Origin of the sequence: Natrialba chahannaoensis JCM 10990, from assembly GCF_000337135.1 — an archaeon.
In the GTDB taxonomy this organism is placed as follows: Archaea; Halobacteriota; Halobacteria; order Halobacteriales; family Natrialbaceae; genus Natrialba; species Natrialba chahannaoensis.
Window position 1 is genome coordinate 62285 of the sequence record NZ_AOIN01000044.1, and the last position, 20909, is coordinate 83193.

General features: G+C 59.6%; 20 protein-coding genes, 1 tRNA gene and 2 pseudogenes. 16 read left to right on the plus strand and 7 right to left on the minus strand.

Going from position 1 to position 20909, the window contains the following annotated elements:
• Positions 1-66 precede the first annotated feature (66 nt).
• The 6 genes and pseudogenes from C482_RS06760 to C482_RS06785 all read left to right on the plus strand — a co-directional run bounded on the left by C482_RS06760 (position 67) and on the right by C482_RS06785 (position 3800).
• Positions 67-625, plus strand: a pseudogene (locus tag C482_RS06760) (metal-dependent hydrolase).
• A gap of 123 nt (positions 626-748) precedes the next feature.
• The gene (locus C482_RS06765) at positions 749-1219 is read left to right on the plus strand and encodes a hypothetical protein (protein ID WP_006166777.1); all 471 of its coding nucleotides are present in this window, start codon (positions 749-751) and stop codon (positions 1217-1219) included.
• A gap of 149 nt (positions 1220-1368) precedes the next feature.
• Positions 1369-1785, plus strand: a complete 417-nt coding sequence (locus tag C482_RS06770; RefSeq protein ID WP_006166778.1) for a hypothetical protein — start codon at positions 1369-1371, stop codon at positions 1783-1785.
• 247 nt (positions 1786-2032) lie between these two features.
• Positions 2033-2932 (plus strand): phosphogluconate dehydrogenase (NAD(+)-dependent, decarboxylating), encoded by a 900-nt coding sequence (gene gnd, locus C482_RS06775; protein WP_006166779.1) that lies wholly within the window; start codon positions 2033-2035, stop codon positions 2930-2932.
• A 329-nt stretch (positions 2933-3261) separates the two neighbouring features.
• Complete coding sequence (locus tag C482_RS06780) at positions 3262-3588, plus strand: HalOD1 output domain-containing protein (protein WP_275039623.1); 327 nt, start codon at positions 3262-3264, stop codon at positions 3586-3588.
• 139 nt (positions 3589-3727) lie between these two features.
• Positions 3728-3800: transfer RNA gene (locus C482_RS06785), tRNA-Arg, on the plus strand.
• 163 nt (positions 3801-3963) lie between these two features.
• Here C482_RS06785 and C482_RS06790 read toward each other — a convergent pair.
• A complete protein-coding gene (locus C482_RS06790) occupies positions 3964-4446 on the minus strand; it encodes a deoxyuridine 5'-triphosphate nucleotidohydrolase (RefSeq protein ID WP_006166781.1) in 483 nt (160 codons plus the stop codon).
• Between the two features lie 362 nt (positions 4447-4808).
• Between C482_RS06790 and C482_RS06795 the strand changes: the two genes are divergently transcribed.
• On the plus strand, positions 4809-6779 hold the full coding sequence (locus C482_RS06795) for an aconitate hydratase (RefSeq protein WP_006166782.1): 1971 nt from the start codon (positions 4809-4811) through the stop codon (positions 6777-6779).
• A gap of 191 nt (positions 6780-6970) precedes the next feature.
• Positions 6971-8035, plus strand: a complete 1065-nt coding sequence (locus tag C482_RS06800; protein WP_006166783.1) for a M20/M25/M40 family metallo-hydrolase — start codon at positions 6971-6973, stop codon at positions 8033-8035.
• A gap of 216 nt (positions 8036-8251) precedes the next feature.
• On the opposite strand, the gene C482_RS06805 is transcribed toward C482_RS06800, so the two are convergent.
• Positions 8252-8875, minus strand: coding sequence for a DUF7344 domain-containing protein (locus C482_RS06805; protein ID WP_006166784.1), 624 nt, complete (start codon positions 8873-8875; stop codon positions 8252-8254).
• A 542-nt stretch (positions 8876-9417) separates the two neighbouring features.
• On the opposite strand from C482_RS06805, the gene C482_RS06810 reads away from it, so the two are divergent.
• Both C482_RS06810 and C482_RS06815 read left to right on the plus strand, forming a co-directional pair.
• The gene (locus tag C482_RS06810; RefSeq protein ID WP_006166785.1) at positions 9418-10038 is read left to right on the plus strand and encodes a hypothetical protein; all 621 of its coding nucleotides are present in this window, start codon (positions 9418-9420) and stop codon (positions 10036-10038) included.
• A 1324-nt stretch (positions 10039-11362) separates the two neighbouring features.
• The gene (locus C482_RS06815; RefSeq protein WP_006166786.1) at positions 11363-11635 is read left to right on the plus strand and encodes a hypothetical protein; all 273 of its coding nucleotides are present in this window, start codon (positions 11363-11365) and stop codon (positions 11633-11635) included.
• A 100-nt stretch (positions 11636-11735) separates the two neighbouring features.
• Here the strand turns inward: C482_RS06815 and solA are convergent, their stop codons facing one another.
• The 3 genes from solA to C482_RS06830 form a co-directional block, all read right to left on the minus strand.
• Positions 11736-12866 carry an N-methyl-L-tryptophan oxidase gene (solA, locus tag C482_RS06820; protein WP_006166787.1) on the minus strand — a complete coding sequence of 377 codons (1131 nt, stop codon included), beginning with the start codon at positions 12864-12866 and terminating at the stop codon, positions 11736-11738.
• A 277-nt stretch (positions 12867-13143) separates the two neighbouring features.
• Positions 13144-13569, minus strand: coding sequence for a hypothetical protein (locus tag C482_RS06825; protein ID WP_006166788.1), 426 nt, complete (start codon positions 13567-13569; stop codon positions 13144-13146).
• A 53-nt stretch (positions 13570-13622) separates the two neighbouring features.
• Positions 13623-14123, minus strand: a complete 501-nt coding sequence (locus C482_RS06830; RefSeq protein ID WP_006166789.1) for a DUF5807 family protein — start codon at positions 14121-14123, stop codon at positions 13623-13625.
• Positions 14124-14579: 456 nt separating this feature from the next.
• Between C482_RS06830 and C482_RS06835 the strand changes: the two genes are divergently transcribed.
• The gene (locus C482_RS06835) at positions 14580-15083 is read left to right on the plus strand and encodes a PadR family transcriptional regulator (RefSeq protein WP_006166790.1); all 504 of its coding nucleotides are present in this window, start codon (positions 14580-14582) and stop codon (positions 15081-15083) included.
• Between the two features lie 86 nt (positions 15084-15169).
• Here C482_RS06835 and C482_RS06840 read toward each other — a convergent pair whose 3' ends face one another.
• A complete protein-coding gene (locus C482_RS06840; protein ID WP_006166791.1) occupies positions 15170-15604 on the minus strand; it encodes a DUF7112 family protein in 435 nt (144 codons plus the stop codon).
• A gap of 24 nt (positions 15605-15628) precedes the next feature.
• A complete protein-coding gene (locus C482_RS06845; RefSeq protein WP_006166792.1) occupies positions 15629-16033 on the minus strand; it encodes a 30S ribosomal protein S6e in 405 nt (134 codons plus the stop codon).
• A 176-nt stretch (positions 16034-16209) separates the two neighbouring features.
• On the opposite strand from C482_RS06845, the gene C482_RS06850 reads away from it, so the two are divergent.
• The 5 genes and pseudogenes from C482_RS06850 to C482_RS06870 all read left to right on the plus strand — a co-directional run bounded on the left by C482_RS06850 (position 16210) and on the right by C482_RS06870 (position 20601).
• Complete coding sequence (locus C482_RS06850) at positions 16210-16488, plus strand: hypothetical protein (protein WP_006166793.1); 279 nt, start codon at positions 16210-16212, stop codon at positions 16486-16488.
• Positions 16489-16540: 52 nt separating this feature from the next.
• On the plus strand, positions 16541-17431 hold the full coding sequence (locus C482_RS06855) for a TetR/AcrR family transcriptional regulator (RefSeq protein WP_006166794.1): 891 nt from the start codon (positions 16541-16543) through the stop codon (positions 17429-17431).
• A gap of 33 nt (positions 17432-17464) precedes the next feature.
• A complete protein-coding gene (locus tag C482_RS06860) occupies positions 17465-18835 on the plus strand; it encodes a hypothetical protein (RefSeq protein ID WP_006166795.1) in 1371 nt (456 codons plus the stop codon).
• 133 nt (positions 18836-18968) lie between these two features.
• A pseudogene (locus C482_RS06865) lies at positions 18969-19292 on the plus strand (hypothetical protein); the annotation flags it as partial.
• A 55-nt stretch (positions 19293-19347) separates the two neighbouring features.
• Positions 19348-20601 carry an MBL fold metallo-hydrolase gene (locus tag C482_RS06870; protein WP_006166797.1) on the plus strand — a complete coding sequence of 418 codons (1254 nt, stop codon included), beginning with the start codon at positions 19348-19350 and terminating at the stop codon, positions 20599-20601.
• Positions 20602-20909: the final 308 nt, after the last annotated feature.

The following is a 20909-nucleotide window of genomic DNA, read 5'->3' on the forward strand; positions in this document are numbered from 1 at the left end:
CCGGCGAACGAGTGCTTTTGGATCTCTACACCGAACGTCGAGTATGGCCGGTGATCCCCTCCGATGATGGCGACGACCCACGTCTTCGCTGGCCTCGCACTCGTCTCTCCAGTCGCGTATCTTTCCCCGGAACTGTCTGGACCGCTCGCAGTCGGCGCGATCGCTGGCGGAATCGCTCCGGATCTCGACCTACCGTTTACCCACCGGCGGACGTTTCATTTTCCGGTTGCCGGCGTGGCTGCTGTCCTCGGTGCGATTGCAATTGTGGCGCTCTCACCCAGTTGCTGTAACCGCCAGTCTCGCCGCGTTCGTCGCCGCAGCCTGGTTCCACGCCGCCAGCGACGCACTCGGCGGTGGCCCCGAGATGGACCCCTGGCAAAACCGCACGGAACGAGCCGTCTACGACCACGTCCGGGGGCGCTGGATTCGTCCCCGACGGTGGATCCGCTACGACGGTGCACCCGAAGACGCAATGCTGGCCACCGTCCTCGCCGTTCCAGCGCTACTCGTCTTCAACGGGTGGGTGACCGCGGTAATTCTCGGCGGCCTCACCGTCTCACTCATCTACGCGCTCCTTCGCCGCCGGCTGATCCACTGGACCGCTGAGTGGGAGTGGCTCGAGTAGGTCGACACCAACGGCGAATCGCCCTGCAGCTTCACCACGCTATTAGCGACGTCTCCATGACACTTGTTCACATTATCGCTTCGGAGTCGGAACGCTGATACCATCAGTCTCCAAGACTGTGACATGGTCGAGACGTTCGTTACGCAGACGCTGCATCTCATCTTCGCCGCGATCTGGGCGGGAAGCGTCTTCTACGTGGCGTTCGTCGTGTTGCCCCTCGCCCGCGACGGCGAGTTCAACTCGACGGCACCACTCGAAGTCATCTCGAGTAAACTAACGACGATCTCGCGCGTGAGCGCGCTCGTCCTGTTACTCACGGGCAGTCACCTGGCAGCTACCCGATACACGTCTGAGAAACTGTTCGGTTCGATCGATGGTCAGCTCGTCCTCGCGATGGTCGGCCTCTGGTTGCTCCTCGCTGCGCTCGTCGAGATCGGCTCGAAGCGACTCGAAAGCGGTCTCAACGGAAAGAAGCTTCGCGAACCCGCGGCAAACGCGCTTGGCCTGTACCGACTCGCTGCTGTCGTCGCCATCGCACTGCTCGTCGTCGCTGGCGCAATCACGACAAACCTTTCGATGTCGCTGCCGCTGTAGGCTGTTTCCTTCGATACCCTCTCTCATCTGTTTCCCGGGACGTGCAAGCATCCTTTTTTGTACCACTACTCGGGCGGCAAGCAACATTCTTGCGAAAGATACTTAGTCAGTTACTGTAAGGTACTCTCATGATGTTCAGGGGGAAAGGTATGGCACTCTCTGTTCTCGCGGTCGGAACAGCCGCCGTTGCCGGTTACGTACTCAGTTCGACCCGTTCTGAGGAGTCCGCTGCCCGATCCAAGGCGAACCTCGGTGCGCGTATCATCCACCCCTCGTCGGTACCTGCCGGTGCGACCGTCGTCGATATCTCCTCGCGCCGACTCGACGATATCCCCGGTGCCCGACGAGCAATTGCACGCGCAGTCCGCCACGACGCTTGCGAGGAGTGGGAGCACGTCACCCTGGAGCGCGACGGTGCCTGGTCCATCGTCGACGCCATCCGCGAATCACTCCCTTACTACCAGGGCACCGACGGCGAGTACAACGGCGTCTACGTCCAGTACGACAACCGCATCGTCGTCCTCGATGCGATTGGCTGGGCTCGCCTCGAAGAACCACTCCAGTAGGCCAGTCGCACAATCACACGGGTACTCGAGTACGGACGTTCGTATTCGAACTCTACTCGCACTCGATTCTCCCTGCCAGCACGAACCCGATGGACGACGGCACTGGCGCTGACAGTCTCTGACTGCGCTGCTCGCTTCTTGCTCTTTCAGAGACAACCGACAATCGCCGACAGCGTATCCACCACGACACGAGTCGTCTGGCTGGGAAATCACAACCACTACCTCGCTCCGCCGCGGACCGACCGCTATGCAACTGGGAGTTATCGGACTCGGACGTATGGGACAGATCGTCGTCGACCGTGTCCTCGATGCAGGTCACGATGTCGTTGCCTTCGACCTCAACCCGGAGGCGGTCGCAACGGCTGCTGACGCCGGTGCCGAACCGGCGGACTCCGTCGCGGACCTCGCGGACCGACTCGGTGACGAGAAACGCATCTGGCTGATGGTCCCTGCCGGCGAGGCGGTTGACGCGACGCTCGACGAGCTCGACCCCCATCTCACGGACGACGATGTGGTTGTGGATGGTGGCAACTCCTACTTCGAGGATTCCGTTCGCCGTGCGGAGGCCTGCTCTGCGGCGTATCTCGACTGTGGTACCTCCGGTGGTCCTGCCGGCGCAGAATTCGGTTTCTCGCTCATGATTGGTGGACCGGCCTGGGCCTACGACGAACTCACGCCCGTCTTCGACGCTGTTGCGACCGGTCCCGATGGTCACGAGCGAATGGGTCCTGCGGGCTCCGGCCACTACGTGAAGATGGTCCACAACGGCGTTGAGTACGCGCTCATGCAGACCTACGGCGAGGGGTTCGAGCTGCTCCACGAGGGGCGGTACGATCTCGACCTCAAAGACGTCGCCTCGGTCTGGAACAACGGCGCGGTGATTCGTTCGTGGCTCCTTGAACTCTGTGAGGAGGCCTTCCGCGAAGAGGGAAGCGATCTTGGAGACGTTGCCGACCAGGTAGAGGGGGGCTCCACGGGTACCTGGACAGTCCAAGAGGCACTCGAGCAGGAGGTACCGTTGCCGCTGATCTACACTGCCCTTTCCGAGCGGTTCGGCTCGCGGGCTGACGACGGCCGGTTCTCACGCCGTCTTGCGAACCGACTGCGGTACGGCTTTGGTCGTCACGAGGTTCAGCGCCGCGACTGATTCGGAGTCTCTGTTTTCTTTGGCATTTGTCTATACTCCGTCCTGAGTGGTTTCTAACTCCTGTACAATCGCCGTTCAAAAATTCGCTCTCGAAGCGCTACACTGACAGCAAATCCCGAAATTGCGTCCGTGCACCTGTTCGAACCAGCTGTGGCACCATCGCAGAACACCGGAAGAATTATGCCACCGTCGCCGCTATCCACTCATAATCGTAGTCTCGGGAGTTCCATTCCAGAACGGGACGCGACACCCGACACTTATTCTCTCGTGACTACTACGACTGAAATATTGGGTCATTTTCTTTACCACTGGTACCCACATCATCAGTTATGAACTCGCACAGCGCGCAGTCAGTCTCTGTTGCAGTCACTGAACAACGACCGAGCATGGCCGTCGTCGACCTCATCGCCCGCGTTGACGGCGCGGATCCGATTGAACTCGAGCCGCTCTACAACGTTATCGACCCTGACGTACTCGATTCGCTCTGTGAGTCGAGTCCTGGACTCGACCGACTCGAGTTTACCTACCACGGTCGGCGGGTGACGGTCGAAGCGACGGACGACACGGCAACTGAGACTGTCGAGATTTCGCTCGGCGAGGACAGTGCTGTCACCGACGGTGCGGGTGGCATGGTCAACACTGAGCCTACAATTTAATTGAGGATGTGCGTCTGGTGTCCGGTATCTTGTGAGCGGGTGCTGTATCGATTGTCTGTGGCTTGCGGCCCGTGATCTGTGGCTCGCAATTGGCCGTAACGTGAACTACTTTGCTGGTCGTCGCCCTACAAACAGGGAAGGGCGCGTAGCTCAGTGGACAGAGTTCTTGGTTCCGGACCAAGATGTCGCGGGTTCAAATCCCGTCGCGCCCGTTCGGTTCGCTTCGCTTATCTCACGGACGCGACGTAGATCGCGAACGTGTTGCGTTCGCTCACTCCCGTCGCGCCTGCTCAATACCAGGGCGTTGGTTTCAGTGTTGGTGCAATCGTTCACCAGCGTTGTTCGTCCATGACGTCGGACAGAGAGCGAACCGCCTTACTCGAGGTTCTCTCCTTGGTAGCTGCCGTCGTAGACAGCTTCGTGGTTCGCCTCAGCGAACACCAGCTGTGCGATGCGAGCGTCGCGTTCAATCTCGACATCGTGGTGAACCTGTAAGAGCCCCTCGCCGCGCCCCTCGTAGCCAGCGTCCCAGACCGCCGTGTTGAGCATACAGGAGTTGCGCATCAGCGACGACCGCGGGTAGACGAAGCCGATGTGGCCCTCCGGGATCGCGATTCGTTCGTTGTACCGCGCGACGTACGCACCCTTCGGGAGGTAGTAGGTATCTGGATCTCGCTGCTCGAGTTCCTCGAGTGGCCGTGCCACGCGGTCACCGATTTGTTTTCCGTCGCGGCCGATGCGACCGGGCTCGAGTTGCTCGAAGACGAGGTCAAGGGTGAGGTCGACGCCGTTTGGCTGGACCTGGTTGTCTGCGGTTGGTGTGACGTGGTCTGCGACGAAGGCTCCGGAGCGAAACATGGTCGTATGCCGGAGAGATGGTGGTATGGAGAAAAGCGTATCCTTTCGGTTCGAGTGAATTGGGACGTTCTACGTTGGTGATTTTGGGTTGATGTTTTCGGTTGCGGTTTGGTTTCATGTGGCTCGCCTGTGTGTACTGCGTGGATGTGACGTATACTTACTATGTCTCGAGTATCGAGATCGGAGGCTGTAATCGTCACGGGCGACTAACGGATTCTCACGCTCGTATCCGATCGCCTTGACGAACGTCACTCTAATTGCAAAAATTGCGTGAAAATAACGTATGTGGGCGTAATCAACATGGTCTATCTGGATAGAAACACGCTGGATTTATCATGCCGGCCACCCGAGATTCGGGTGCTATGGGACAGACTCTCACCGAAAAGATTCTTGACGACCACCTCGTCGAGGGCGAACTCGAGACCGGCGAGGAGATCGGGATCGAGATCGACCAGGTACTTACCCAGGACACCACTGGGACGATGGTCTGGCTCCAGTTCGAAGCGATGGGACTGGACGAAGTCCAGACCGAAATCGCTGCCCAGTACTGCGACCACCAGACATACCAGTTCGACTTTAAGAACACTGACGACCACCGTTTCCTCCGTTCTGCAGCCGGTACATATGGCGCACACTTCTCTCGCCCCGGCAACGGTATCTGTCACAACGTTCACCGCGAAAACTTCGCAGCGCCCGGCAAGACGCTGCTCGGTTCGGACAGCCACACCCCGACCCCCGGCGGCCTCGGCGAACTCGCCATCGGTGCCGGCGGGATCGACGTCACCGTCGCGATGGGTGGCGCACCGTACTACATCGAGATGCCGGAAATCGTCAACGTCCGCCTCGAGGGTGAACTCCCCGAGTGGGCAACGGCGAAGGACGTTATCCTCGAGATGCTCCGCCGTCTCTCCGTGAAGGGTGGCGTCGGCAAGATTCTCGAATACACCGGCCCCGGTGTCGAGACGCTCACCGCACCCGAGCGGATGACGATCACGAACATGGGGACCGAACTCGGTGCCACGACCTCGATATTCCCCACCGACCACCAGACCGAGGACTACCTCGAGCGCGTCGGTCGTGGTGACGAGTACGTCGAGATTCAGCCGGACGAGGACGCCGAGTACGACGACGAGATCGTCGTTGACCTCTCAGACCTCGAACCGCTCATCGCCCAGCCGTCCATGCCTGACAACGTCGTCCCGGTCAGCGAAGTCGCTGGCGAGGACGTCGAACAGGTCATCGTCGGCTCCTGTACGAACGGCGGCTACGAGGACATTCTCCCTGTCGCCAAGATGCTCGAGGGCCGCGAAACCTCGATGGAGACCGAGACGATCGTCGCACCCGGTTCCAAGCAGGCCTCCGAGATGCTCGCCCGCGAGGGCTGGGTCGCGGAGATGATGGCCGCCGGCGTCAACTTCTCCGAGGCTACCTGTGGTGCCTGTATCGGCATCGGCCACGTGCCAGCGAGCGACTCCGTCTCGCTGCGGACGTTCAACCGCAACTTCGAGGGCCGCTCGGGTATCGAAGACGACAACGTCTACCTCTGTTCGCCAGAGGTCGCCGCCGCTGCGGCGATCAAGGGCGAGATCATCGACCCACGCGACCTCGAGGAAGAAAAAGAGGATCTCGAGGCCCCTGGCGTCGAACTCCCCGAAGAGTACGACGGCTCCAAGACGGACCTCATCGCACCCGACGAAGCAGTCGACGACGAACTTATCAAGGGTCCAAACATCGGCGACGTGCCGATCCGCGACCAGCTTAGCAGCGATGTCGAGGGTGAAGCACTCCTCAAGATGGAGGACAACATCACGACCGACCACATCATCCCTGCAACGCAGGACATCCTGATGTACCGGTCGAACGTCCCCAAGCTCTCGGAGTTTACCCTCTCGCGCGTCGACGACACCTTTGCCGAGCGCGCACTCGACGCCGACGGCGGCTTCCTCGTCGCTGGCGAGAACTACGGACAGGGCTCCTCGCGTGAACACGCAGCCCTCTGTCCGATGTACCTCGGCATCGAGGCCGTCCTCGCACAGAGCTTTGCCCGGATCCACCGCGCGAACCTCTTCAACTTCGGTATCGTCCCGCTGACGATCGACGAGGACACCTACGAGTCGATCGACCAGGGCGACGAGATCGAGATCGTCGACGATGTCTACGACGCCGTCACGAGCGGTCAGGAAGAGTTCACCGTCCGCGTTGGTGACGACGAGTTCACCGCAACTCTCGACGCCTCCGAGCGCGAGCGCGACATCCTCGCCGCCGGTGGGAAGCTCGCCTGGACGCGCGAGCAGGCAGAGGGCGCAAGCGGTGCGACGCCGGCTGACGACTGATCGCTGACTGCTCGCCACTGGTCACGAATCAGTCCCCGGCTCGACCGCTCGACAACTAGTCTCCATTTTTGCGGACGACCGAGAACCCTTGGCTCCACAGTCTCTGCACTCATCTCACAGTGGCGAGGCTAGCTAGTCGTGCTGACACAGAAACCACCGGACGTAAAGTACAACAGTCCGAACCGGGCACTATGCACGACGATTCGCGAACCTTTCTCACGGACCTACTCGAGACGCCCTCCCCATCGGGTTACGAGACTCGCGGCCAGCGCGTCTGGATCGACTATGTCAGCCAATTTGCAGACGAGGTTCGAACGGACGCCTACGGGAACGCAGTTGCAGTACACGAGGGGACCGACACCGACAATGCACCTGAAATCGCGCTTACCGGCCACGTCGACGAGATTGGCTTTCTCGTCAAATCGATCGACGACAACGGCTTCGTCAGACCAGGTCGTGTCGGTGGGACTGATCCGACGGTTTCGCAGGGTCAACACGTCACGATTCACGCCGCTGACGAACCCGTTAAGGGTGTAATTGGGCAGAACGCGATTCACCTTCGCGAGGATGAATCAGCGGCAGACATCGACGATCTCTGGATCGATATCGGTGCCGAAAGCGAGGACGCAGCGCGCGAACGCCTCGAAATCGGTGATCCGATCACGTTCTCCTCGACGGTGTCGTGGCTCTCGGAGACGCGCCTTGCTGGTCGCGGCCTCGACAACCGCGTCGGGACGTGGGCGGCAGCCGAAGGCTTCCGGCAGGCCGTCGAAACTGGAACCGAGGCGACCGTCTACGCTGTCTCCACGGTTCAGGAGGAAGTCGGCCGAAAGGGTGCTCAGATGGTTGGTTTCGACCTTGACCCCGACGCCGTCGTTGTCGTGGACGTCGGCCACGCCATCGACTACCCTTCCGCCCCGACCAAGAAGACGAGCCAGATGGAACTCGGCGGCGGCCCGGCTCTCGGTCGCGGTAGCACGAACCATCCAGCCATTTTTGACGCGCTGCGATCGATTGCAGACGAGCGGGAACTCGAGTTACAAGTCGAGGCGCTCGGACGCGGAACCGGGACGGACGCGGACAGTTTCTTCACTGCGGCAGGGGCGATTCCCTCGCAGGTGGTCAGCGTGCCGAACCGCTACATGCACACGCCCGTCGAAGTGATCGATACGGACGATCTCGAGGAGATTGCGACGCTGCTTGGTGCGTTCGCGAGCCGCGCGGACGAGTTCGCACCGTTTGAAGTCAATCTCTGAGTGGGCTGTTGATTGTGGGTTTCGGCTCGGCATCTGTCCAGACCGATACCGTCATCCGGTCGGCACCGATAGCTCGGACGAATGCCGACTGGACACGAAAAGGCTAGATATCTGCGGCTGTTCGGCGGCGACGGGATGACGTTTGGCGTCGGTTTCCCATAGGCCGCTTTCTGTGTCTCGTTCCGTCGAACCGATTGCCCTGCTCTTTTTGTGGCGCTACTTCGAGTCGGACTCGTCATACTTGAGTTCGGCACTCGACCCTGGTGGTGACGATCCAATGCCCAGTCGGTTCTGTCGTGCATAGTATCGGTGCGAAAGCGCCGAGACGCCAAGTGCCACGATCACGAACGCGACCCATGCGGACATTGGAAGGAACGTAAACGGTCCGATACCCAGGGTTGCTCCGCCGAGTACGACGGCGATGATGCCTGTCAACCCGAGATAATAGTCGCTCCAGGGAATCTCACGCCCGCGAACGACGTCTATATAGATCTCGATATCCTCGAGCGCGGGTGTGGCTTCGACGGTGCCACGATCACGGTTGAACTCGAGTACACCCGCGTTGTCCATTTTCGGGAGGTGCGATTGCTGGAGTGCAGTGTAGACACGTTTTCGATCGCTGCTCGACACTTCGTCGAACGCGAGCTCGTCTTCCTCGGCGGCGATTTCCTGTGAGAGTGTCCCGATATCGACCTGTTCGGTTTCGGTAATGAGCGTATGGAGAATGTGTCGCCGTCGCCGGTTCGACAGCAACTCGAAGAGTTCGTCCTCGGTGAGCCCATCTTGACTCGATTGTGAGACATGTACGTCCTTTGCGTGCTCAATTCCAGACCCCCGCATCAGTTGGAGAGTCAACATATCTATAAATAAAACTACCTATTGTTCAGGGATTCTGACGTTAATATGTTATTATTGAGATAGTTGTATGGGAGGACTCGACCATTTTGACCTCTCGCGTTCGATTTTGCGGAGTCGTGTGGGGCCTAGTGACATAGTAAAATACGATTTGCATGCCATATCCACCCGTCTATCACGATTTGGTTGCGCTTGAACTGGAGTTAACTCCGCTAACAGGAGTGCCGACTACAAACCAGCTCCCAACTTGTGGATGACTGGCAGCACTATCTCTCGTTGGCTGTCTGCTGTAGGTCTCCATACACGTTGCACAAATTCGGCGCGTCTCTGTTTCTCCCTGTGTTTCTGGCTCACTTTGAAGAGAGTCATCGTCTCGTGGAAATCAGAATTCGTGTCTATTACTATAACCGATGAGGACAGCCAGTAGATACTGGCTGGTGTCTACTGTTTCGGACTTGAACTCGCTTCACATCAGGATACCACCATCCCACCACATCATATCACCATTGCCAACACCAATACCAACAATGCAACGACGCACACTTATACTCGGACTGGGGGTAGTAACCGCAGGAACAGGCACCGTACTCGGAACAGGTGCGTTCTCGAGTGTCGACGCAACTCGCTCGGTTTCCGTGACAGTTGCGGACGACTCAGCGGCGTATCTCGCGCTGGATGCAACCGAGAACACGACCGAATTCGTCGAGCAAGATGACACAGGTCAGTTTCGGGTACGACTCGACGGAAGTGTCACGAAGGGCGAGGGCGTAAACCGGAACGCCGTGACGCGGATTGCGGAGGCGTTCACGATCCGCTATCAGGGGACGAACGGTTCGGGCCCGGGCGGTCGTGGTGCTGTCAACGCACGCCTTTTCATGGATGGTAAGGAGGTAACCGAAACGCTCCCCGAAGGTGTATTCCAGTTCGTTCCGACGGAAGCCTGGCCGAACGGCGGAAAGAGCGATCTCACTGCACCGGGACGAGCCGCGTCGTTCGGTCCGGGTGAGTCCGCACGTGTCGACATCGTTCTGGATACGAGAGTACTCGAAGAGGGCGGGTCGGAGACACTTCTCGATCAGGTCTCGTTCGAAGCGGCTGCGAACCCGTTCGATGTACTCGACTCGTCGCATCGCGATGTGACCGATTAATACTGGTCTACATTGCGTTTACTGCGGGATCAGCAGTTAATACCCGTGAGACTGTTCTCAGAATAGTCTCTCGATGCCATTTACCCAATTCAATTGTATCCCGCAATGGGATTTGCGGCGGTAGGATCAGTGTCGGTGTGTGTTGTGGTGTCCACTGGCGGTGACGTGCAGACGACACACACGGAAAATCCAACAATGCAACGATGCAAGTTCGTAATCGGACTGGGAGCACTGGCATCAGGAGCAGTTGCGGCGGTGGGGACGGGTGCGTTCAGCAGCCTTGTAGGAACTCGACCGATACCAATACCGATACCGAGAGATACTGCCTCCGACGCTGATGCCTTTCTGAGTCTGCAGGAAAGACAGTTTGGTGTGTGTTTCTGATTCATGGCTCTGAGCACCCACTGTACGCCGGTTCCTGATCATCTGTGGTTCCCCTTCTGGAATTATCTGCTGTACTGATTCTACGCTTGAGCTTGCAGGACTGTCGCTACTGAGTCAATTGAGTGTTCTCAGGAACAGCCAACCCACTATGATCTGACAAATATGGGTTGTCAGATCCTCCGCTTTGCATCGTCAAGTCAACTGGTTACTTCTCTGACTGACCGTGGTCAATGGCGAACATACTGGTGGCTACAAAACGAAGTCTGTTGTTGAGCACCACCACTGAAACAGTCAACATCCACATTACAATGACGTTATGGCTGATGTGAATTTCTGTGATCGGAATACGAACCGGCCGGGATAGAAACATCCTTTCTGTTGGCGGTCGCGAAGTTGGTGCGGTATCAACTGGGACCCTCTGTCGGTCATATTCGGACACGCGGTAGGTACTACGAATGCCAGTAACACGCGAAGTTGCACGAGATTCGAGAACCGGTGCCAAAACAGATCAGGTTGTACTCTACGTTTACGAATCCGAGAGCGACGAGCTCATCGACGCAATCTACGACGCAACGTCTATCGTGATTCCTGACGTTGGCGATCACCTCAAGTTCGCCGAAGCGGAAGCAAAGGGCGATTTGAAACGAACGCCGTTAGCTACCGCGAGGAGTCAACGGCGACGACATACGTCGTCGAGGAGCGCGAAATCACCTACATTACCGTCGATTACGATATCGACGGCTATCAGCAGGACCACGCACTCGTCTCGGAGGTCAAACTGTGGGCACAACCGACGGCTTGCACTGCTGACTCTCCGAACGAACCTGATATGTCAAACAAGTCTGTGAAATCTGACGAACACACCGAAACTAAGCAATAGCACACGAGCAGCGTCTGCGAGGCGAAACCAGACTGCACAGACCACCCACCGTCTCCAGTAATGAGCGGGTCCCGAACCGTCGAACTCACTGTACTCGTCGCCGTCCTGTTTGTCGCTTCTGCCGTCGGTACTAGAGCCGTACCCTTGCCAACCGACTCTGTCAGTAGCCTTGGTTCGAGCGCAGACCACGACCAGGACGAAGTCACCGACGACATCGTTCTCGAGCCGTACGACGGACCAAACGGCGTCTACACAGTCGTCGGAAACAAGACGTTCGCCGTTCACACACCGGGGAAAGCGACACCCACGCTGGTGCCCCACCTGACACAGTGAGCGATATGCAGGACGTATTCTCGGTTCCGTATACCGGCACCGAACAGGCACTGGTCTGTCTCGAAAGTAATCTTCCCGAACTTGAGTTCCGCTGTGTCACTCAGAACCGGTCCAGCGAGAACATCTCGATATCGTGCTCTGTTTCGCCCTCGAGTGCCAGATCGGCCATAATCTCGCCGATCACGCTGGCGAACTTGAAGCCGTGGCCCGAGAAGCCGGCCGCGATGGAGACTTGCGGGTGAGCTGGCAGGGTGTCGATCACGAAGTGGTCGTCCGGTGTGTTCGTGAACAGGCAGGTCTCGAGGCGCATCGTCGGCCCTGTACCGTCGGGGAAGTACTGCTCGGCGAACTCGCGCAACAGGCGCTCGTCGGCCTGTGTCGGCTCGCGTTCGAACGCCTCTGGATCGACGGTCTCCTCGCGGTGGTTGTACCGGCCGAATTTGAACCCCGGGACGCCGTAAACCGGGAAGCCGTAGTACCGTCCCTCTGGGACCTGCAAGTTCCAGACCGGGAACGCACCGGGCTCGAAGTGAGCGGGTGCCTCGGGTTGGAGCCAGGCGAGGACCTGCCGCTCGGGAATCGCAATGCCTTCCAGTTCGTCGACGAACCTCGCTGCCCACGCACCCGCGGTGATGACGAGCCGATCGGCCTCGTAGACGCCATAGTCGGTTTCGACACGAACGCCATCATCAGCCGTTGGTTGCCACTCGACGACTCGTTCACGTGCGCGAACCGTTGCGCCGTGTTGATGTGCCCGGTTGACGTGTGCGACAATACACTCCTCGGGGACCAGGAACCCCCCATCAGGCTGAAAGACCGCTTCATAGTCCTCTGGAAGCTGGTAGCCCGGATATCGATCCGTAAGTTCGCTACTCGAGAGCACCTCGTAGTCGAGGTCGTGTTCCGCACAGGAGCGCTTCGAACCCTCGACGAGCGAACAGTCCTGCGGGCCGGCGTCGATCGACCCGGTGCGGTGCAGTAGCTGCTGGTCGTGGGCGTCCTCAAGTGCCGTCCACAACTCGTCGGCACGCTTGAGTAGGGGGACGTAAGCAGGGTGTTCGTAGTATGCGAGTCGGAAGATACGAGTAATACCGTGGGAGGAGCCGTATCCGTGGGGTACGTCATACCGTTCGAGTCCGAGGACGTCGACGCCGCGGTCGGCGAGGTGAGAGACGGCCGCACTTCCCATGCCGCCGACGCCGAGGACGATGACGTCGTACCGTTCGGTCATGTCCGGTGATACGGCCGGGGTGTCGAAAATCCTTCCTCACTTTCGCAGTTGTCTGGTGCGGGTAGGGAACAGTGGTCGGGGCTGGGAGCTATAGTAGCCACTGCAAGTCANGTCGAAAATCCTTCCTCACTTTCGCAGTTGTCTGGTGCGGGTAGGGAACAGTGGTCGGGGCTGGGAGCTATAGTAGCCACTGCAAGTCACTGCACACCTGATCGCACGACAGCTGTGCGACCAGTGTGTAAATAGTTGCAGTTGTTACTATAGAAGCCAGGACAGGTCAGGAGTCGTCGACTGCCCGCTCACGAATCCGTCGCTGCTGGCGACGCTCGCGAACGTGACCGACGCCGTCTGCCAGGTCGTCTCGTACTGCCGTCTCGAACGCATCCATTTCGGTGACGAACCCCGTGGAGAACTCCTCGACGAGTTCGTAAGTCCACTGGTCGCTGATCGCACCTGCCGGGAGGTGGTCGTCGCGAACCCCATTGGCCCACTCCTCGTGGCCAGCTTCGCGCAGTTCATCTTCGGCGTCGCCCACGCGGTCCATCGCGTGTCCTAATTGATGGTGGAACTCGAGTAGTGTGCCGTAGGCTCGGTGAACGTGTTCGATACCGAGCTGGAGATTGTGCAGGGCGTCGAGTTCTGCGTCCGAGAGGTCAAGGTCCGCGTCGGGTGATTGCTCTCTGTCGTCGGGATTGATCGGCATAGTGGATGCAGGGCAGACAGTTCAAAGACGTTTCTGCGCGCAGTTGCGATTGGTCAGGAGTCCAGCGTCTGGACGTTCCACCGGTCGGAGAAGGCGGTCCCACAGGAACACTGCGCGTACGCGTGAACGACGTCGCCGTCGGCGTAGATGCCGCCAACGTCTTCGTTCTGCTCCTCGGCGAAGGCGAAGACGTACTGGATGTTGTGTTCATGGTCGTGGTCATGGTTGTGATCGTGATTATCGCCTTCGCCGCAGGCGTCACCGTCGCTAGTTGCGTCGCCGGCAGGACGCTCTGGACATCGTCCACCTGCAAGGTCGCTGTCGATGAGCCCCTCAAGTCCCATTGCGGATTGGGCGAACTCCATCGCCTGACTGTCGGTCGCCGCCTCGAAGGCGTTTCGACCGCGATCGCCGTCGACGATGATCAGGACCCCGTCCTCGACAGACTCGCCGAAGGACTCGAGGCGGTCGTCTGAAACGTACGATTCTGCGAGAAACAGCGCGATGTCGTCGGGCCGTTCGCCGGCCAGAAACTCTTCACGTGGGGTACTCATGGCCGGCGATTGGCGCTCGACGTGGAAAAGGCCGCTGTTCGCGGGGTATCGTCGCAGCCCATCGGCGCGATGTGGACCGGTTCACGTTGAATTGCTGTCAGTCGCGCCCGAGGATTGTACCCCGCTAATAGTCGTCACTGTCGTCGAAAACGGCCATAATATTTATCAATATAGTCTATTCGAGGACAATACAAAACAAATGCGGGGAAATACACACAATATGTGCAGACTCCAATATAAAATCACGATATCGGCGGAAAGGATACGATTATAGGAAATGAACAGTTATTATGTTAATTCACGAATATTGATTTATCTATTATCATGATGGTTGACACCCTGTCGTTTATACACCGGTAGAGCCAGACGTTCACTCGATGTGAGTGGTGTGGTCTGTCGCTCGGCATTGTGTGGCCGATATCAGACGGATACCACGCAGGGATGCGGTGATCGTGAATGCGAGATATGTCACAGACAACCGACATACTATTCGAAGCGCTCTCAAAAACGGCCGCAACAGAACTATCTGGTGGACAGTCACTAACGGCTGATGAGTCTGACACGGCTGACGCGGCCGGGAGTATCGACTCTGAACTTGACGAGTTGCTGGCGCAGGCGCTTGCAGAACTGCCCGTCCCCGAGGTCGAATTCAGTGACGAACTCGTCAAACACAATCTCGACGAAATTTTGCTCCTGCTGATCGCGCTCCACGAGGGATCACACGGTGACGAACTTCTGACAGACCTTTCACAACACTTTGAGACGGACCTGAGCCCAGGGACGGTCTACCCAGCGCTCCACGCCCTCGAAGAGAGTGGGCTGCTCTCGATGCACGTCAAGGTGCGAACCAAGGAGTACTCGACGGCGGACGAATCCGCCGTCCGAACGACACTCGAGCAGACCATGCTCGAACATCTCGCGTTCGGGCTCTTGCTTGCGGTGTTTCTCGCACGGTATTGACCGCGGTTCGTTGCTCACTTTTTGCTTCTCTACTCGGTTTTGCCAACAGTCGCACTCGAGAACAGTCGTCGCCACTGCGTCGCCGCTTACTCCTCGAGATCCTTCGCGATCGACGATAGGCTATCGCTCGGTGGCTCGTAGGCGTCGTAGTAGGCGGTCGACCCCGGTTCGCGCAGCCCGTAGAGAAAGTCGGGCTCGACAATGTCGATCAGAACCGACCCCTCGTTCGCAATGGCGTGGTCGTCGACCCACGCTTCGAGACGATCCGTCCCGCCGCTTGGATCTCGTGCGAGATCAGGGGTCTCGTAGACGCCGGGAATTGTCAGATCGTCACCGACGAGTGCGCGCTCGATCTGTGCGAAGCACTCGTCGCCGTCGAGGACGATTCGGACGATATCGTCGGTCGTGAACGCCTCGCGGTCGTCGGCTGGGATTGCAAGCTGTACGCCCGTCGCTGTCTCCGAACACGTGGAACGAACCGTCTGCACTGACGGATGATCGCTCGCGATTCTATCTGCCATAAAGAACTGAACTCGGCTATCGGATTACTCGTCGTCTTCGTCCTCGCCCTCGCCGAGGAGGTCGTCGACGTCGGTGCTACCGCGGTCGGTGATCGACGCGTTGACCTGTGCGACGGCGTCGGAGACCTCGCGGCCACGGACGGTGATGCGGCGGCGCTCGCCGTCACGCTCTGGCTTGTAGCCGGTCTGGCGGTCTTCCATCAGGACCTCGGTCAGGTCTGCGCCTGCGACCTCGCCGTTGAGCGGACGGCCGGCGTCGTCGGAGCCGCCCGTGATCTCGAGCGTGTAGCCGTCGAGGCCGACAGCGCTGCCGTCGACTTCCTCGCCGATCTCCTTTCCGAGGAATCGGTTTGCGTCCTGTTCCGCCGCTTCGAGCTGGTAGGACGACCCGGATTCGGGGTCGCCAACGACAACAGTGAAACTTGCCATGCACGGGAAAAAACGGTCGCCGCTCAAAAACACATCGAAACACGGGCCGGTCTCTGGCGGGGTCCTGGTGACCCGTCCGCTGATTGCTGACCCTGTACTGGTGGTCATTCCTGGCCCCGTACTGATGGTCATACCTGCCGGGATACCGTTAGGGGGCTCGCGCCCGATGTGTCTGTATGGCGCTCGATCCGGATCGACTCAACGAACTGCTGGCTACGGCGTTCGTTGGCGGAGTCGCCGAACGCCGCGTCGTCGTCCGGCAGGCGGTTGACCTTGCCGATTCGGGCCAGTACGAGCGAGACAGCGGTGTCACGCTCACCGCTGCAGTCGTCGTCGACGAACTGGCTGACGCGCCGGAGGGATCAGTCGCCGACCGGTGGAACTGGTGGCTCGGCTCACTCGAACTCGCGTTTGGCGGATACGTCCGATTTAGGGTCCGAGCCTACGGAACGTGACAGCTACGCCGAACGAAACGACTTTTATGGGTTCCTGACCAAAGAGTCAGCAGTGACCGATTCCGACGTTCGCGAAGAAATCATGCGCGCCACCTACGAGGCGCTATGCGAGCATGGATATAGCGAGCTCACGGCACAGTCTATCGCTGACCGGACGGACAAGAGCAAGTCGCTCCTGTTCTATCACTACGACTCGAAAGAAGAGCTCGTCGCTGATTTCGTCGACTATCTGGTCGACTGGTTCGACGAGCGAGCCCTCGAGACGGTCTCGCTCTCGCCGGTCGAACGGCTTGCCACGATCGTCGACTGGTTCCTCTATGGCTCGTCGGACGACCACGACGAGCGCGAGTCATTCCACACGGCGATGCTCGAACTCCGAACGCAGGCACCCTACCACGAGCCGTATCGCGCAAACCTTCGGAAGAGTGACGATTATCTGCGGAACCTCTTCGAAGAGATTCTGCAAGACGGTATTGAAGCGGGCCAGTTCGTCGACCACGATACCGAGGAGATGGCGACGTTGCTGATGGCTACCCTCGATGGAGCGCGGATTCGACAGCTCACACTCGACCGCGACAGTTACGTCGGCCAGGTTCGATCCGCCGCTGTCGATCGCATCTTCGACGACATTCTGGCGGACGAAGTCGAATTCCCCGACCGAAACGTCCAGTGGGATAACTCCACTGTGAGTGGGCTGCGCAAGCACTCGGACAGAGCGTCCGAGGCAGATGCCAACGTCTCCGCTGAACGTGACGGCAGCGCAGACAGCGCAAACGACACCGGCAGCACCGAACGCGACACCGGCAGCACCGAACGCGACACCGGCAGCACCGAACGCGACACCGACAGCACCGAACGCGACACTGACACCAACACATCCACCAGTACCGACACCGCTGACACCGTCGACAGCAACGCCAGCTCCGACGGTGACACCGCATAATCACGACAGACACGGTAGCGTTTCAGTCCAGCTATGAGCGAATACACCTCCACTGACGAACCGACGACGATGGCCGCCGACTCGTTCGCTGGCCGTTCCCCGCGAATCCAGACTATTGTACGCGATGCAGTGCTCCCACAACCCCAGTCACTCCCAGTCTCACTCTGTCGAGCCGCCGGCGCAATTGCCAGCGCACACCGCGATCCATCGGCTGCATCTCACTCTCAGTCGGACACGAGTACCCAGGACACAGCCACTCCCCACTCCCGGCCAGTCGAATCGATCCTCACGCCCATCGAAACCGCCGTCTCCTACTTCGAGGCCTACGTTCGACTCCGTCTCGATCTGCTCGTGACCGACCGCTATCCCAACACCAACCCTCGAGCACGCGACGCAGCCATCCTCGCCAGCGACTTTCTCCACGCGGGTGCGTACGCCGCTGTTGCCGACGCCCCGCTCCCGGACCGGCGGGCACTCGAGTTGTACCGCATTCTGACGAGTGCATCAACGCGGCTCTCACACCAGCTCCTTGCTGTCTCCCAGAGTCGGGCTCGTAGCCGTGGTCGTGGCCATGGCCGTGATCGCACGGAGGGAAAGACGGGGTCGGAATCGGGGTCCACTCGATCGCCGAGGAGTCGGGCCGTGGCTGCGACCGTTGCTTCAGTTCCCAGTGTCGACAGCGACGGCGACACCAGCAGCCAGCCGACGCCGCTCGTCACGCTCTCCGAGACGGCAGCCGAACTCGGGGCTGTCGCTGCCGGTGCGTCTGATACAACGAGAGCTGCGATGCGGGCCTACAGTAGCTCGTTGACGGCTGGACTCGAAATTGCTGCTGTTGGTGTTGGTGTTGCTGGTGCTGAGACTGGCACTGGTGTTGGTACTGATGCCAATGGTGGTGCTGGAACCGGTGATACCGGTAATGACGCCGATGTCGGCACCGAGTCAGCTGGCGACGCGACCGCTGCTAATCCCTCACCTGTCGCAGACGCTGTCGCTGTCCTGTCCTCGGGATTGATGGCGTCCAGAGAACAGGATCAGACGCTGTCACCGAGCGGTGAGGGCCTCACACTCTCGTTTACGGATCACGAGGCGGCTGTCACAGCGGACGTGTACCGACACTACCGGCTGCCATCGCTCTCTGTCGACCACGTCGAGGGTGAACGTGACCAGACACACAACCGCGAGCCCAATCGAACACGCTCATACGAACAGCGCCGTGACGACGCACTCGAAGCTGCGCGTGCTGCACTCTCGGCGCTTGATGATGACTCGAGAGACGGCCACTCTGAGCAGGATTCTATTCGCACCGCACTCGAGCAGGCGACGCGTGTGCCGGTCCCGGATGAGGTATCTGCCCCGGTACCGTCTGGTGCAGCCGGAACAGAACCAACAGACGATGACTGACACTGAGTCCGAGAACGAGCGTACGCCAGCATCGGTGCCTGAATCAGAGCCAGAACCAGATTCTGGGTCCGGACCAGGCCCGGAATCACAATCGGGACCAAAATCAGCGTCTGGCTCTGGGCCCGAGACATCCCTCTCGAGACCGCGCTGGCCAGCCTACCTCCTCTCGGCGTTCGTCGCCGGATTCGGCCACTGGTATCTTGGTCAGTGGAAACGTGGCGCGAGCTGGTTCGGCCTCTACGTGCTCGCACTCGCGTTCCTGAGCGCGCGCACGCTCTCGGGAGCGTTCGACCTCAGCGAACCGTTCGTCATCACCGCGTTACAGTTCGACGCCGTCAACTACGCCGACGTTGCGGTCCCACTTGCAGTCCTCATCATCTGTCTCCTTGATCTCTACCTGCTCGGCCTCGCAAACCGTCCTGACCCATCGGACGACGTCAACGGCGTACCGAAGTAGCCCCAGCACCGGCGAACCGACAGAGGAAAACCGCGCCAGTGCCGACTCCGAGCCGATGGAACTCGAGTTCGTCGGCGGCGCGCGAGAGATCGGTCGCAGCGCCCTGGTCGTCGACGAGACGCTCTTGGTTGATTTCGGGATGGACTCGGGGAATCCGCCCGCGTTCCCGATCGGCGATGTTGATCCCGAAGCCGTCATCGTCAGCCACGGCCACCTTGACCACGTCGGTTCAATTCCGTCGCTGCTCGCCGGCCATGCCCGTCCGCCGGTCCACTGGACCCCGCCGACGTACGATCTCACAATGCTTCTGGCGAGAGATACCCTCAAACTTCATGGTGGGACCTACGACTGTCCCTTTACCGAGGCCGAACTCGCTCGGCTCACACAGGTTTCCGAAACTCACGGCTACCGCGAGACGTTCGACGCGGCGGGCTACGAGGTCACCTTCTACGACGCCGGGCACGTTCCCGGCAGCGCCCACGTCCTGATCGACGACGGTGAGACCCGTTTGCTCTACACCGGCGACTTCCACACCGAGGACCAGAAACTTCTCTCGGGAACGACGGCCCGTCCCGACGCCGACATCGTCGTCTGCGAGAGCACCTACTCCGATACGAGTCGCCGCCCTCGGAGCGAAATCGAGGCCGAGTTCGTCGAGAGCGTTCAGACGACGCTCTGGGAGGGTGGCACCGTCGTCGTCCCGGCGTTTGCCATCGGGCGAACCCAGGAGATTATGTGCATCTGCGAACAGCACGATCTCGAGTGCTACGTCGATGGGCTAGGAACCCGCGTCGCGGAACGATTCCTACAGTCGGAGAATCGAGAGTTCTTGCGCGACCCCGAACTGGTCCGGCGTGCGAAGGGGAACGCCCGATTCGTCGACGGCCGCGATGGTCAGCGAAAGCGGATCGCCGAGCAAAACACCGTCATTATCACCACCAGCGGGATGCTCCACGGTGGGCCGGCGATGACGTACATCCCAGAGATTCGCTCGCATCCGGTCAACAAGATCGCGATGACGGGCTATCAGGTCGAGGGTACGCCCGGCCGCGACTTGCTCGACACCGGTAGCGCCGAACTCGACGGCCGAGTGATGCCCGTCAGCGCGCAGGTCGAGCAGTACGACTTTTCCGCGCATGCGGACCGCGAGGGTTTGCGCTCGTTCCTCGAGTCGTACCGCGACAGCACGGTTCTCGTGAACCACGGCGACCGGTGTGTCGCCTTCGCTGACGAGTTACGAGCGGACGGGTTCGACGCGAGCGCGCCTGGATTAGGTGAACCTTGGTCGGCGGATGCGGTGTGCTCGTAGCGTTCCGCTGCTGTACCTCTCCTCGAAGAGCGATCTGGGTTCACATGACGTGCGGTAAAACTCCCGCCGGATGTGTTCTGTTTTATACGAGAAAAGTCATCGTATTCGAACTGAATGCAACGACCGGGGGGAGAGGCGACTAGCCTTCGAAATCTCGGAATCGTGTCCGAACGTACGGGAGACATCGAAGTGACACGCACGCACTATACAGCTGCGATCGAGACGTATCAGGCGTGTAATTCGGTCGATTCGGTTGTTTCGACAGTGATGCAAATCGTTGTTCTCTGTCACCAGTGCGGAGAAACTGC